This window comes from Cellulophaga algicola DSM 14237 (genome assembly GCF_000186265.1).
In the GTDB taxonomy this organism is placed as follows: Bacteria; Bacteroidota; Bacteroidia; order Flavobacteriales; family Flavobacteriaceae; genus Cellulophaga; species Cellulophaga algicola.
In genome coordinates, this window is sequence record NC_014934.1 from 2,713,362 (window position 1) to 2,729,963 (window position 16,602).

At 37.0% G+C, this 16,602-nt stretch carries 5 protein-coding genes; all 5 read left to right on the forward strand.

Translation table 11 applies throughout. The annotated features are described in order from the left end of the window. The first annotated feature begins 20 nt into the window (after positions 1 to 20). The 5 genes from CELAL_RS11855 to CELAL_RS22515 all read left to right on the forward strand — a co-directional run bounded on the left by CELAL_RS11855 (position 21) and on the right by CELAL_RS22515 (position 16,601). Positions 21 to 4,511 carry a Calx-beta domain-containing protein gene (locus tag CELAL_RS11855; protein ID WP_013551149.1) on the forward strand — a complete coding sequence of 1,497 codons (4,491 nt, stop codon included), beginning with the start codon at positions 21 to 23 and terminating at the stop codon, positions 4,509 to 4,511. 126 nt (positions 4,512 to 4,637) lie between these two features. Then, positions 4,638 to 7,544 (forward strand): thrombospondin type 3 repeat-containing protein, encoded by a 2,907-nt coding sequence (locus CELAL_RS11860; protein ID WP_013551150.1) that lies wholly within the window; start codon positions 4,638 to 4,640, stop codon positions 7,542 to 7,544. A 351-nt stretch (positions 7,545 to 7,895) separates the two neighbouring features. Further along, positions 7,896 to 9,242: an immunoglobulin domain-containing protein gene (locus tag CELAL_RS11865; protein ID WP_013551151.1), complete on the forward strand. Its 1,347-nt coding sequence runs from the start codon at positions 7,896 to 7,898 to the stop codon at positions 9,240 to 9,242. A gap of 356 nt (positions 9,243 to 9,598) precedes the next feature. Then, entirely contained in the window at positions 9,599 to 15,550 is a 5,952-nt protein-coding gene (locus CELAL_RS22510; RefSeq protein WP_013551152.1) for a collagen-like triple helix repeat-containing protein, read from the forward strand. Next, on the forward strand, positions 15,492 to 16,601 hold the full coding sequence (locus CELAL_RS22515) for a collagen-like domain-containing protein (RefSeq protein WP_013551153.1): 1,110 nt from the start codon (positions 15,492 to 15,494) through the stop codon (positions 16,599 to 16,601). Before CELAL_RS22510 ends, CELAL_RS22515 begins: the two co-directional genes overlap by 59 nt. Position 16,602 lies beyond the last annotated feature (1 nt).

Below are 16,602 nucleotides of genomic sequence, written 5' to 3' on the forward strand. Positions count from 1 at the left end.
GTACTTCTTTAGTAAAATACATGACCCTATTTAAACATATTATTTTTTACATACTATTATTATTCTCAGGAATGATTTCTGCACAAGAAACATTTAGAGATAATTTTAGTACTGTATCCTATTCTAATAATAATGGTAGTTCTAATTTTTCTACAGATTGGATAGAAACTGGAGATAACGACAATGGACCTACTTCTCAATACCTAAGAATTAGTAGTAACCGACTCGAACTTTATTATATATGGTCAGAGAATATACGTAGATCAGCGAATCTTGATGGTGCTTCAATTGCAGTGCTAAGTTTTAATTGGCAAGCTATAAGTCTAGGAGGTAGTAGAGTGTTGGGGATACAGGTTTCAAATAATGGAGGTGTTTCTTATACAACTATAGGTACTATTGGTGATAATAATTCAGGCACGTTTAGTCAAGATATTTCGGGCTTTATTTCTGCTACGACTACAGTGAGATTTGCAAGATCAGGTAATAACTGGCGAAATGATGATTATGCCTACATCGATAATTTTTTGATTACCGCAACTTACCCTGCACCTATACCTATACTAGAAATAAACGATGTAACGGTAGACGAGGATTCCGGAAATGCTGTTTTTACAGTTTCTCATACGGGTTCAAATGCTGCTGCTCCATTTACCGTTAATTATCAAACGGTAAATGGCTCTGCTATAGATGGTAGTGATTATACGGGTAGTACAAGCGTGTTGAGTTTTAATGGTACTGTCGGGGATACAGAAACTATAACCATTCCTATATTAGATGATGGAACTATTGAAAATCCTGAGAATTTTACCATTGAATTTACCTTAACGTCTGACCCAACAGCTGATATTACGGATACGGCAATAGGTACTATTATAGATGATGATGCACTTATCATGACAGATGGAGGAAGCGCGACTACATGTAGTGATACATTTTTTGATCCAGGAGGGCTTTCTAATTACAGTAATAACCAAGATGTAACCTATACAATTTGTCCAGATACGGCAGATACCTATTTAAATATCAATTTCACAAGTTTTGAAGTTGTTACAGGAGATATTTTATATGTTTATGATGGTAACTCTACAGGAGCAGCATTAATAGGGCAGTATGATAGTGCTAATGTTCCAACATCTATAAACTCTTCAGCTGCTTCAGGTTGTTTAACATTTAGGTTTGTTTCCAATGGAAGTAATACAGGAGCGGGTTGGGAGGCAGAGATAAATTGTTTTCCTGATGGACCAATTATAATAATTGAAGATATTTCTTTTGATGAAGATGTTGGTAATGCTGTTTTTACAGTTAGGTCTACAAGAGCTGCTCATGGAAGAAATGTATTCTTATTTGGATTTGTGGAAGCGCCTTTTACTGTTGATTTTCAATCTGTAGATGGGCTAGCCTTAGCGGGTAGTGATTATACTGCAGTATCCGGAACACTAACATTTACAGGAGAACTAAATAATATTCAGACAATATCTGTACCCATTGGTAATGATGGTGTGCCTGAGTTTGCAGAAGACTTTGATATAGAATTTACAGGAGCTACCGCTCAATACGCTACGGTAAACTATAATGATAAAGGAAAAGGAACAATAAACTCACAAATTCTAGCAAATGACCCTTTAACCCTATTTCAAGAATTTGATGGGTATTATGATTATTCTACTACTGGAGGTACATTACGTACGAGTCCTAATGGGGGCTCCCCTTGTGCTGTTACGACATCATCGTCCAATAGTTTGGTTTCTCCAGTTCCTGGCACTGCTGTTGTAGAAAGAGCTTACCTATATTGGTCTCATTCTAGTACGGTACGTGATGCAGATGTTACTTTTGAAGGACAAAGTGTGTCTGCAAATTTTTTGTATCAGACCTCTTTAGGCAACAGAAACTTTTTTGGATATGTAAGTGACGTAACTACAATAGTAAAAGGTGTTTCTGATTTATCAAATAATGTTTTTGATTTTGAAGATTTAACTATAAATAATACAGGAGAGTATTGTACTACGAGTACAGTTTTAGGTGGTTGGGCCTTAATGGTTTTTTATGAAGACAGATCATTACCAGCAGTAAATATTAATTTGTATCAAGGTTTTGATGGTTTAAGTAATGATGGTAATTCGTTTACGTTAGATTCTTTTTATGCTATTTCAGGTGAAGGAGCAAAAGCATCATTCTTATCATGGGAAGGAGATCCAGATTTAGATGGGTCTAGTTCTGGTTCTACAAATCCAGAAGAACTTTCAATTACAAATCAAAGAAATCAGAATTTTATATTGACAGGAGATGGAGGGCAAACAGGAAATAACTCTTATAACTCTACAATTTATGATAATACAGTAGGACCACCAGTTTACAACAATGCTAATATGTATGGTGTAGATTTAGATACTTATGATATTTCATCATTTATACAACCAGCAGATAGTGAAGTAACGGCAAACGTAGATGTTGGTCAAGATTTTGTTATTTCTGCAGCAGTAGTTTTAAAGGTACCTTCTAATTTGATAGCGGGCCGGGTTTTTGAAGATGTTAATTACCCTGGAGGTATAGGTCGTGACCAAGTAATTTCGGGCGGAATAGGAATGTCTGGAACTATCGTGGAACTTTTTGATTCTTCTGGTGTCTTCATCCAAAGAAAAAATACGGAAGCAAACGGAAATTACTCATTTGGAGGTATGGCAGATGGAGATTATTTTATTAAAGTAGTGAGCTCTACAGTGAGATCTACTAGAGGTAATGGGCCAAACTGTTCTTCTTGTTACCCAACACAAACGTATAGGACCGAAATGGTTTCTGGAAGTATTGTAGATGTTACTGATGAAGTAGGGGGAGCTAACCCTAAAGCCACTCAAGACGTATCTTTAGGAGTTTTCAATAATGCACAAAGTATATCTAGTGTAGAGGTTGCAGGTAATGGTGTAGTAGGTATTAATTTTGGATTTAATTTTAATACGATTGTAAATACCAATGAAACGGGTCAGGGTTCTTTACAACAATTTATTCTGAATTCTAATACCCTATCAGAAACAGGTTTAGATATAGAAGCAAATTCTATTTTTGATCCAGCGGCAGAAGAAGATACTTCAATTTTTATGATTCCCCCAACGGGTGATGCTTTAGGCAGAGCAGCAGATGCTAATTATGCAGCTGGAATTTTCGACGTGCTGATTTCTAATGGAAATTCACTTTCTGAAATTACAGGAACAAATACGGTGTTAGATGGGAGAACGCAAACAGCATATTCAGGAGATTCTAATTCAGGAACTATCGGTGCAGGAGGTACAGCAGTAGGAACATCTGCTACCGCATTACCTGATTATATACGTCCAGAAATTCAAATTCATAGGGACAATGGAGATGTGTTGAGTGCATCAGGAACAGATGTGGTTATCAGAAATGTAGCGGTGTATGGAAATAATAATGCAGGAATTATAATAAATGGTGGCGCTGTTACTATTTCTAATTCCTTATTAGGCGTAAATGCACTTGGAAGTGCTGCAGGAAACATAGACTACGGAATAGAAATTAAAAATGGAGTAGCAATAATTGACTCAAATTATATTTCTTCAAATACAGATGCAGGTGTTTTTGTAGATGGAGGAACAAGTACTTTGATTCAAAATAATCATTTTGATGCTAATGGAGCGACAGGTTGTGATGATAATATTTTGTTAGCAGATGGCTCTGGGATACTCATACATCAAAATTTAATTGATAATTCAGCAGCCTTAGGTATTGATGGAGAAGCAATTTCTGGTGGTGTCGTTATCACAGAAAATACGATTACGAATGCAGGTCAGAACGGGGGTAATTGTAGTGGCAAGATAGAAAATGCAGGAATAAGATTGCACGGTAGTGATTCGGCCATTGAAAATAATATAATTGCTACGAATGCAGGTTCCGGAATAGTTATTTCTGGAGGAACTACTTCTGGAAACTTAATATCACAAAATTCTATTTTTGCGAATGGAACTACCGCAGATGCTTTAGGTATAGATTTAGATGCAACAGATTCATTAGGGGATGGAGTAACATTAAATGATTCTGGAGATGGGGATTCAGGACCAAACGGATTGTTGAATTTTCCAATAATTTCAAATGCATTTGTCTCGGGATCTAATTTAGTAATAGAAGGTTGGTCTAGACCGGGAGCTACCATTGAAGTGTTTTTAACAGATATCAATGAAGGTTCTGCTAGCGCTGGAGAAAATCAATTAGGTTTAGCTACAGATTACGGAGAAGGTCAAATCTATCTTGCTACAGTAATCGAAGGTTCTTCAGTAGATTTATTAACAATAACTACTCCATATACCGATGTAGATGGAAATACAGATAATACGAATAAATTTAGATTTGTTATTGCTGGACCACTAAATATTGCTGTTGGTAATTTTATTACATCTACTGCAACTATATCAAATTCAACCTCTGAGTTTTCTCCCTTTAGTATTATTAAAAACTATACGCTAATTACCAATAGAAGGATTACTTATAGAGTAAAGTCAAACTAATATGATTTTAAAACTAAGACTTTAGTCTTACGAACGTTTATACTTACTTCATTTTGGTGAGTTTTTTCTCAATTTATATTTATGGTTAATAATAAACATGAATACTTTTGTTTTATAAAAATGCAAATGAATATTAAAACCTTTCCACTTTACATAAAATTAGGAATTGGCATTCTATTTTTGTTAGTGTTTTTTAATAGCAAAGCAGAAACTACATTTACAAAAAGTGTAGGCTCTTACGAGCCTTGTACAGATCCAACTGGTGTAGATACAGATGGAGACGGAATTAATGACGTTTGTGATTTAGATAATGATAATGATGGAATTTTAGATGAAGATGAATGCTTTCGTTCGTCAAGTTTAGTGGGTAATGGAGATTTTACAAGTTGGATATTCTATACGGATGCTAATAATCCTGGTTGGACAGGTAGTGGTAATCAGTGGAATAAAGATGCTGATAGGGCATGGTTTCCTCAATGGAATGGTACCGGTACAGCATCTTTTTATCAAACAATTAATGTAAGTTCAGGTAGTGAAAACAGTATAACTTTTGATGTAGGTGCCAATACTAGTTATAATAATCAAGTAGTCTTAAATGTTTTGATTGATGGTGCTACAGTATTGTCAGAAACATCAAACCAAATTGCAGTAACAAATGGTGGGCAATCTCAAAACGGTAATGCTACTTTAAATATGGTTTCAAGAACTATTGTTTTTACACCAACATCTAGTACAATCGTATTAAGGTTTAATGGTGTTTCAACATCAGGAAATCATGACATGATGTACATAGATAATGTAATTTTAACTACTGGTTGTTCTGATTTTGATAATGATGGTGTTCTTAATATTCATGATTTAGATAGTGATAATGATGGCATTTATGATACTGTAGAGGCCGGTCATAATCAAACGCACTCTAACGGTGTATTAATAGGAGATGTAGGTACAGATGGTATTCCTAATTCGGTACAGTCAAGTCCGAATAATGGAACTGTAAATTATACAGTTTTAAATTCGGAAAATGAGGGAAATAAAGATTTTATAGATTTAGATAGTGATGGGGATGGATGTAATGACGTTATTGAATCTGGTTTTACTCAGAATTCAACTAAATCTGGAGAATTACAAGGCTCGGGTTATAATGCGACTACAGGAAAAGTAACAGGTAATTTAGATGGCTATACTACCCCTATAGATAATAATAGTAACAATATATATGATTACAGAGAAGCAGGTACTATTCCTATTATAACAACTCAGCCACAAGATAAATTTGTTTCAGAAGGCAGCAATGTAATATATATGGTAGCTACATCTGCAAGTGATAATACATATGAGTGGCAAATAAGTACAAATGATGGAGTCACTTTTTCTAGTATATCAGGTGCTAATGGAGCTAGTTATTCTATAAATGGAGTTTCTAATTCGCAGGATAAAAACTTGTATAGAGTACTTGTTTCAGATAGTTCATTTAAGTGTACTCCAGCAATTTCTTCAGCAGCTATTCTGAGAATAGTTTTAGATAGTGATAATGATGGAGTTGTAGATACAGATGATAGAGATGATGATAATGATGGAATTTTAGATGCTATAGAAGCAACTAATTGTGGTCCTGGAGCTGCAACGGTTAATGTTGTAATTTTTTCAGAAGATTTTGGAATTGCATCTGGTAGTAGAATATCAACACCTTACACAAATTATATTTTTGAAAATGGAAGTAATGACCTACAAGATGGATATTATACAATTTTTGAAGACATTTCATCTACAGCATCTTGGGCTCCTTCACTATGGCAGTCAAGAGGAGATCATACATCAGGGTCTGATAGGATGGCAATTTTTAATGCTAATAATACTGCAGGACGAGAATTTTACAGAAGGACTTTGGTTCAAGTAGAACCAGATGTGCCTTTAGATATATCTTTCTGGGTAATGAATTTGGATGTTGATCAAGATAATAACGACGGAAGAATAGAGCCAGATATAACAGCCTTAATTCAACAGAATGGTGCTACAGTGTTCTCTTTTGAATCAGGTTCAATTCCTAGAGAAGCAAATGGCTCTGCCGATGCTTGGAAAAATTTTATAGGATCGTTTACACCAACATCAACCACCGCGTTAGAATTAGTCTTAATTAATAATGCACCAGGAGGATTAGGTAATGATTTAGCATTAGATGATATTCAAATTGTACAATCTTTCTGTGACTCAGACAATAATGGTATTCCAAATACTTTAGAAGCAGATAGTGATGGAGATGGTTGTACAGATTCAGATGAAGCTTATGCTAATAGAGATGCAGATTTAGATAATAATGGTAAATATGGTTCTGGTGCCCCAATTGTAAATTCAGATGGTACGGTTGTAGCAGCATCCTACCAAACTCCACATGACGGAAACTTAAATGGTATTTATGATTATGCAGAAGCATATACTGTGGTAGCAATTACACAACAACCTTTAAATCAATATACGATTATTGGGGATGATGCTATTTTTTCAGTGACAGCAACAGGTGGTACTAGTGGTAATTTAGATTATCAATGGCAGCAAAGTCTTGATGATGGTGCTACTTTTACAAATATATCTGGAGCGACCAGTAGTAGCTATACGGTGTCAAACGTAAGTACGGCAGATCATAAAAAACAATTTCGCGTCTTAGTTTATGATTCAGCTTATATCTGTACAGATGAATATTCTAATGAAGTTATATTGTTTGTTGACGAAGATACCGATGCGGATGGGATTTTAAATATATTAGATTTTGATGATGATAATGATGGAATTTTAGATGTAGACGAAGGTTGTGGAAATTTAATAATAAACTCTTCTTTTGAACAACAAGATTTCACTGATCCAGCAACTTTTCCAGATGGATTTACAGATGGGTCTGGTACATTTATAGGGGCAACATATAATACTAATGAGTTAGCAGGTTGGAACTATACGACTAATTTAGATGGTTGGGTAGGCGGAGGAAGTCCATCTTGGACTCCAGATGTTTATGCTCCAGCATACCATGGCAACTAATATATAGATGTTACAGGTAATAATAATGTAACAAGTGGAGTAAACAATACGCTTTCTCAAATCATAACTACAGAAGTTGGTAAAACATATATCTTTTCATTCTTTTGGGGAGAAGATATTGGGCATGAGGTAGGAACACAAGTAACATTAGATGTAGATGTAGTAGATTCTGGGAATACTCCTATTATTGATGACACGCTAAATTACACAGCAGAGGGTCTTGTACAAGGTATAAGAGGTCCTAAAAAATGGCTTTACTACGAGCGCAGTTTTGTAGCAACAACAACGGAAACAACAATTCAATTTTATGCAACTCCTGATGGGACTTCAAATGGTGCTGCTTTAGATTTAGTGAGTGTTACTCCAACTACAGAATGTTTAGATAGTGATAATGACGGAGTTCCAGATGTTTTTGATTTGGATAGTGATAATGATGGTATTTATGATGCTGTGGAAGCTGGGCATAATCAAGCTCATACTGACGGAGTTGTTACTGGAGCAGTCGGTACAGATGGCGTACCAGATAATGTTCAGAATGACCCAAATCGTGAGACTGTGAATTATACGTTATCAGATTCGGATTTAGATACGATACCTGATGTTTTAGAATTTGATTCAGACAATGATGGGTGTAATGACTCAGATGAAGCCTATGGTGCAAAAGATACAGATTCTGATGCCAATGGATTTTATGGAAGTGGACAACCAAATGTTGATGTTAATGGTAGAATAACTGCAGCAACATATCCGGAGCCTAATGATGGTGATTCAAATACTGTTTATGATTATAAAGAAAAGAAACAAGCGCCTATAATAGCAGACAAAAATAATACTACAATACAAGCATGTTACAGTACAGATGTAACCTTAATTAATTCTGCTTTATATGCAGATACATTTCAGTGGCAATTATTAAATGGAAGTAATTGGATTGATATATCAGATAGCACAAAGTATTCAGGTACGGGTACCAATACATTAGATATTATAAATGTTACTCTTACAGAAAATGGTAATCAATACCGGTTAATAGCATCACATAGCAGTACTATTTGTGATGAAGATAGTAGTGGCGTAACTACTTTGAACGTTAACGATGAAATGGATGCCCCTGTTAGTGGTGGCGACCAATCTTATTGTTCGGGAGATTCAATTCCACAATTATCAGCGAATGTACCATCAGATGAAACTGTTGATTGGTATGCAAATTTATCAGGGGGTACCGCTTTATTAGAAAGTAGTTTATCGTATACGCCTGCTGGTGCAGGAACGTATTATGCTGAAGCCAGAAGCACAACATTTGTAGGCTGTACTAGTACTACTAGAACACCGATAACTTTAACAGAAGAGTCTCCGTCGGTAGTTACTATTGGTGCTGATCAAGTAGTTTTTGTAGGAGATAATGCTATTTTCACCGCTACAGCCTCAAATTCAGATACTTTTCATTGGGAGGTAAGTACGGATGGAGGAATAACATTTAATTCCGTCGCAGAGAGTTCAGAATATACAGGAACACAAACAGTTACTTTGACAGTAGTTTCTGCCCGAGCTTTACAAAATGGGTATCGCTTTAGGTTTGTAGCATCAACAGCAGGTTCCTCTTGCGGAACTACAAATTCGTCTTCTGCAGTATTGACCGTTAAAGTAAAGACAGTGATCACAAATAGAAGGATAACTTACAGAGTTAAAAAGAATTAGACTCTTCATGTAGTAGAAAAATATAAAAGGTCTAAAAAAGAGGTCATTTAGACCTTTTATAGGTTGTGAAACATTGTAGGTATAATTAAATACAATCCTTAGAATATGTTTTCATCGATGAATTTATACATCTAATCCCTTGTTGCTGTTGGCGATATCGATAAAATGTAGTTAAGAATTTTGTAAGACCTCAGGTATTAGTTCCTAGACCTTGGTATTTTATACATACACAACATTTATTTTCCCTGACTCAAGCTAATGTTAATTTTGTAAAGTGTAGGTGGGCCTATTTTGTTTAATAAAGTAGACTTATGCTAATTATACGCCCTATTAAAGTTTAAGATACCCCCAGAATCATGAATAAAAATTTATTTTTACTAGTATTCCTATTAATGACTACTGTTGCATTTTCGCAAACTACGGTGACGTTAGAAGATCAATGTAATTGTGAAGTATTAAGCGGTACAGATGTTACTGCACCAGGAATGACAACTCCAGCAGGAGCAGATATCGGCGATGTTTATGTGAACACAGATACCGGAACAATTTATTTCTGGGATGGAGATTCTTGGGAATTAACTTCTTCGGACAATCAACAAATTCAAGATTTTAGTTTTGATGAACTGACGAATCAATTAACATTACAGTTAGAAAATGGGGGTACTGTAAGTGTTGATGTTTCTACACTACAAGGTGACGGTAATATAACGTCACCAAATGGTACTATTACTATTTCAGGAGATGCTAATGCGTTATTAGGAGATGTAGAAGTAGATATTATTTCAGGTGGAGTAGATCAAGTATTGGTTACCGATGCCACTGGTGCTGTAGAATGGGTAGATAAATCTACTTTTTCAGCTATTGCCGATCAAGTAACTATTACTGGTTTAGGAACTGTAGCAGATCCTTTTAAAGTAGAAGACTTAGCTATTGTAACAGACAAATTAGCAGCAGATGCAGTGACTAATGATAAGTTAGCGGATAATGCTGTTCAAACAGAAAATATAGTAAATGGTACAATTTTAACTGAAGATATTGCTTCAGGCGGAGTAGATCAAGTATTGGTTACCGATGCCACTGGTGCTGTAGAATGGATCGATCAATCAGATTTTGATGCTATTGCCGATCAGGTAACTATTACTGGTTTAGGAACTGTAGCGGATCCTTTTAAGGTAGAAGACTTAGCTATTGTAACAGATAAATTAGCAGCGGATGCAGTGACTAACGATAAGTTAGCGGATAATGCTGTTCAAACAGAAAACATAGTAAACGGTACAATTTTAACTGAAGATATTGCTTCAGGAGGAAATGATCAAGTATTGGTTACCGATGCCACTGGTGCTGTAGAATGGGTAGATAAATCTACTTTTTCAGCTATTGCCGATCAAGTAACTATTACTGGCTTAGGAACTGTAGCGGATCCTTTTAAGGTAGAAGACTTAGCTATTGTAACAGACAAATTAGCAGCGGATGCAGTGACTAATGATAAGTTAGCGGATAATGCTGTTCAAACAGAAAATATAGTAAACGGTACCATTCTAACAGAAGATATTGCTTCAGGTGGATTAAATCAAGTATTGGTTACCGATGCCACTGGTGCTGTAGAATGGATCGATCAATCAGAATTTGATGCTATTGCCGATCAAGTAACTATTACTGGATTAGGAACTGTAGCGGATCCTTTTAAAGTAGAAGACCTAGCTATTGTAACAGATAAATTAGCAGCAGATGCTGTGACTAATGATAAGTTAGCGGATAATGCTGTTCAAACAGAAAATATTCTTTCAGAAGGTAATGATAAAGTATTAGTAACGAATGCTGCTGGTATTGTTGAATGGATTGATAAAGCTACTTTAGTTCCAGCAACAACGGTTTCAAATACCAGTACAGTAAATACATTAGCTACAACGGTAGATGGAGTTACAGGTGCGGGAGTTGCTATTATAAATAGTAATGAATTATCCTTAGATACGAATAACGAATTAGTAAGTACTATAAATGGTGAAGCGTCTACAGCGTTAGATTTAGAACCAGCAATTGTTGCCAATCAAAAAACTACTTCTGTTATAGAAGGTACAGGTGTAAATGTTACTAATACGACAACAGGAAACAATACAGCATATACCGTAACAGTAGATCCTACAGATATAATAGGAGATGGAACAATTTCTTCTACGGATATTGTAGTTTCTGGTGGAGCAAATTCCACCTTAAACGATGTTACATTAGAGATAGCCGATAATGCTATTACGAATGCGAAAATGGCAGATAATGCTATTACAACTACAGAGATTTTAGATGGTACTATTGCTAGTGCAGATATTGCACCTAATGCAGTAAATGCCGCAACAATAAATGGTGACGTAGCTGGTGCAGGTTTAATTCAAAATGCTACAACAGGAGCACTAGAAGTAAATGAAGCAGCGATAGCAGATGGTACTATTTCTTCAACAGACTTAACCGTGACAGGTGGAGATAATTCAGTTTTCAAAGATGTTACGTTAGAAATTACAGCAGGGGCAGTAGGCACAACAGAATTAGCAGCAGATGCAGTAACCAATTCAAGATTAGCAGATGATGCCGTACAAACAGAAAATATTCTTTCTGAGGGTAATGATCAAGTATTAGTAACGAATGCTGCAGGAGATGTAGAGTGGATTGATAAAGCTACTTTAGTTCCTGCAACGACAGTTTCAAACACTAGTGCTGTAAATACATTAGCTACAACTGTAGATGGTGTAACAGGAGCAGGAGTTACTATCATTAATAGCAATGACCTATCTTTAAATACAAGTAATGAGTTAGTAAGTACTGTAAATGGAGAAGCTTCTTCTGTAATAGATTTAAGTCCATATATAAACACAGATACACAAGATATTAGTAGTAGTGTTATTACGCCAAATGAAACCGTACGTGTAGCATTAGTAGATGGGGGTACTACAGATGTAGATATTCGTGATGCAGATTCAGACCCTACAAATGAATTAACTCAGACAGGATCAGGAGGTCCAACAGGAAGTCCAACAAACGGTACTACATATGTAGATACGGATACTGGGCAAATGTATGTATATGAAGATACTTGGAAGCAAGTAGGCGGAAGTGCGACACCAGCGGCAGATATAGTAACAACATTAGCTAGCTCTGATAATGTGACTTATACCTATACTTCAGAAAATAATACAATAACATCTTTTGATGGTACCGATGATCAAGATGCATCAGAAGTTACTTATGATGATGCTACCTCTTCAATAGGAGCAGCAAATGTTCAGGAGGCAATTGAGGCTTTAGCTTCAGGAAGTACAGATGACCAAGCCTTAAGTTTAGCTACAGGTAATATATTAACCTTAGAAGATGGTGGTACAGTAAACCTAACTCCATTCTTAGACAATACAGATGATCAAGAAATTACAGCTTTTAGTTTAGACAATACATCAAACGTATTGACTTTGACTTTAGAAGATGGAGGTACAGAGACTGTAGATTTCACTACAGTTTTAGCTGCAGCAGGGACAGATGATCAAACTGCTACCGAGGTAGCTGTTACAGATACCGCTAATAATTTTACGGCAACGGATGTAGAAGGAGCATTAGCAGAATTAGCTTTAGAAAGTACAGATGACCAAGCCTTAAGTTTAGCTACAGGAAACATATTAACCTTAGAAGATGGTGGTACAGTAAACCTAACTCCATTCTTAGACAATACAGATAATCAAGAAATTACAGCTTTTAGTTTAGACAATACATCAAACGTATTGACTTTGACTTTAGAAGATGGAGGTACAGAGACTGTAGATTTCACTACAGTTTTAGCTGTTGCAGGGACAGATGACCAAGCCTTAAGTTTAGCTACAGGTAATATATTAACCTTAGAAGATGGCGGTACAGTAAACCTAACTCCGTTTTTAGATAATACAGATGACCAAACTGCTACCGAGGTAGCTGTTACAGATACCGCTAATAATTTTACGGCAACGGATGTAGAAGGAGCATTAGCAGAATTAGCTTTAGAAAGTACAGATGACCAAGCCTTAAGTTTAGCTACAGGAAACTTATTAACCTTAGAAGATGGTGGTACAGTAAACCTAACTCCATTCTTAGACAATACAGATGATCAAGAAATTACAGCTTTTAGTTTAGACAATACATCAAACGTATTGACCTTGACTTTAGAAGATGGAGGTACAGAGACCGTAGATTTCACTACAGTTTTAGCTGCAGCCGGGACAGATAGTCAAGATTTAAGTTTAACAGGCGATGATCTTACATTAACAAACGATCCAACAGCAACAGCAATTGATTTATCAGCTTATAGAGAAACTGTATCTGGTATAAATGACATTACAGTTACGGACGATGGAGCAGGGAATTTTACTGTTGATTATGTTGATGGAGATAAAGATTCTACGAATGAATTAACTCAGACAGGATCAGGAGGCCCCTCAGGTAGTCCTGTAAATGGTACTACATATGTAGATACGGATACAGGGCAAATGTATGTATATGAAGACTCTTGGAAACAAGTAGGCGGAAGTGCGACACCAGCGGCAGATATAGTAACAACATTAGCTACCTCTGATAATGTAACCTATACCTATACTTCAGAAAATAATACGACAACATCTTTTGATGGTACCGATGATCAAGATGCATCAGAAGTTACTTATGATGATGCTACCTCTTCAATAGGAGCAGTAAATGTTCAGGAGGCAATTGAAGCTTTAGCTTCAGGAAGTACAGATAACCAAGCCTTAAGTTTAGCTACAGGAAACATATTAACCTTAGAAGATGGTGGTACAGTAAATTTAACTCCGTTTTTAGACAATACAGATAATCAAGAAATTACAGCTTTTAGTTTAGACAATACAACAAACGTATTGACCTTGACTTTAGAAGATGGAGGTACAGAGACCGTAGATTTCACTACAGTTTTAGCTGCAGCCGGGACAGATAGTCAAGATTTAAGTTTAACAGGCGATGATCTTACATTAACAAACGATCCAACAGCAACAGCAATTGATTTATCAGCTTATAGAGAAACTGTATCTGGTATAAATGACATTACAGTTACGGACGATGGAGCAGGGAATTTTACAGTTGATTATGTTGATGGAGATAATGATGATCAAAACGAGATTGAATTACCAACAGGAGGTACTAGTGGTCAAGTTTTATCAACTGATGGTTTAGGTACTTATGACTGGGTAGATGCTGATACTGGTCCACAAGGAATAAAAGGAGATCAAGGTGATCAGGGAATCCAAGGTATTCAAGGCGAAACAGGTGATACTGGCGCTCAAGGAGTTCAAGGAGAAACTGGTCCACAAGGAATTAAAGGAGATCAAGGTGATCAGGGAATCCAAGGTATTCAAGGAGAAACTGGTGATACTGGCGCTCAAGGTATTCAAGGCGAAACAGGTGACACTGGCGCTCAAGGTATTCAGGGAGAAACGGGTCCACAAGGATTAAAAGGAGATCAAGGTGATCAGGGAATCCAAGGTATTCAAGGAGAAACTGGTGATACTGGTGCTCAAGGAGTTCAAGGAGATCAAGGTGATCAGGGAATCCAAGGTATTCAAGGAGAAACTGGTGATACTGGTGCTCAAGGAGTTCAAGGAGATCAAGGTGATCAGGGAATCCAAGGAATCCAAGGCGAAACAGGAGATACTGGTGCTCAGGGAATCCAAGGCGAAACAGGTGCTCAGGGAGTTCAAGGAGAAACTGGTCCACAAGGATTAAAAGGAGATCAAGGTGATCAGGGAATCCAAGGTATTCAAGGCGAAACAGGTGATACTGGTGCTCAAGGAGTTCAGGGAGAAACTGGTCCACAAGGATTAAAAGGAGATCAAGGAGATCAAGGAGATCAAGGAGATCAAGGAATTCAAGGAGAAACAGGAGATACTGGTGCTCAGGGAGTTCAGGGAGAAACTGGTCCACAAGGAATAAAAGGAGATCAAGGTGATCAGGGAATCCAAGGAATCCAAGGAGAAACAGGAGATACTGGCGCTCAAGGAGTTCAGGGAGAAATTGGTCCACAAGGATTAAAAGGAGATCAAGGTGATCAGGGAATTCAAGGTATTCAAGGAGAAACAGGTGACACTGGTGCTCAAGGTATTCAGGGAGAAACTGGTCCACAAGGAATAAAAGGAGATCAAGGTGATCAAGGTATTCAGGGAGAAACTGGTCCACAAGGAATAAAAGGAGATCAAGGTGATCAAGGAATTCAAGGAGAAACAGGTGACACTGGTGCTCAAGGTATTCAGGGAGAAACTGGTCCTACAAGGAATAAAAGGAGATCAAGGTGATCAGGGAATCCAAGGTATTCAAGGAGAAACTGGTGATACTGGTGCTCAAGGAGTTCAGGGAGAAACTGGTCCACAAGGATTAAAAGGAGATCAAGGTGATCAGGGAATCCAAGGTATTCAAGGCGAAACAGGTGATACTGGCGCTCAAGGAGTTCAAGGAGAAACTGGTCCACAAGGAATAAAAGGAGATCAAGGTGATCAGGGAATCCAAGGTATTCAAGGAGAAACTGGTGATACTGGTGCTCAAGGAGTTCAGGGAGAAACTGGTCCACAAGGATTAAAAGGAGATCAAGGTGATCAGGGAATCCAAGGTATTCAAGGCGAAACAGGTGACACTGGCGCACAAGGTCCAGCAGGACAAGATGGTCAACCAGGTCAGGCTGGTCAAGACGGTGCTACTGGAGCACAAGGTTCTAGGGGGCAAGCAGGTCAAGATGGAGCTACAGGTTCACAAGGTCCAGCAGGACAAAATGGTCAGGATGGTCAAGACGGAGCTACAGGTCCAGCAGGAGATCCAGCGACTGATGATCAAACTTTAAGTTTATCAGGTTCAGATTTGACTATTTCAGGTGGAAATACTATTGATATTAGTAGTATTAATACCGATGATCAATATGATGATGAAGTTTTATTACGTACACCGATTGATGTAGATGAAGGAGGAGAAACTTCACCAACAAATGAAACGACAGTACAAGAAGTAATACAAGCAATAGCTCCAATTACATCTAAGGCGGCTAGAATTTTTTATCCACCTTCAATTGCAGTAGATGTATCTACAAATGGAACATTTACTATTGATTTGTATGATGAGTACATTCAGCAATATGGCTCTCCAACAGTAGGGAGTGCAGGTGCACCAAATGCATTGCCGACCTATACGAGAACAGAATTGTATTACTATGTTACGTATGCAGATCCAGCTGTTTTTGGTAACGGTACAGCAGTCTCAGGTATGTCTATTGATGCAAATGGTAATTTAACATATCAGGTTCAAAATCAGCCAACAAACTACAATTCATTAATCAACGTAGTTTTCGTAGTAAAATAAT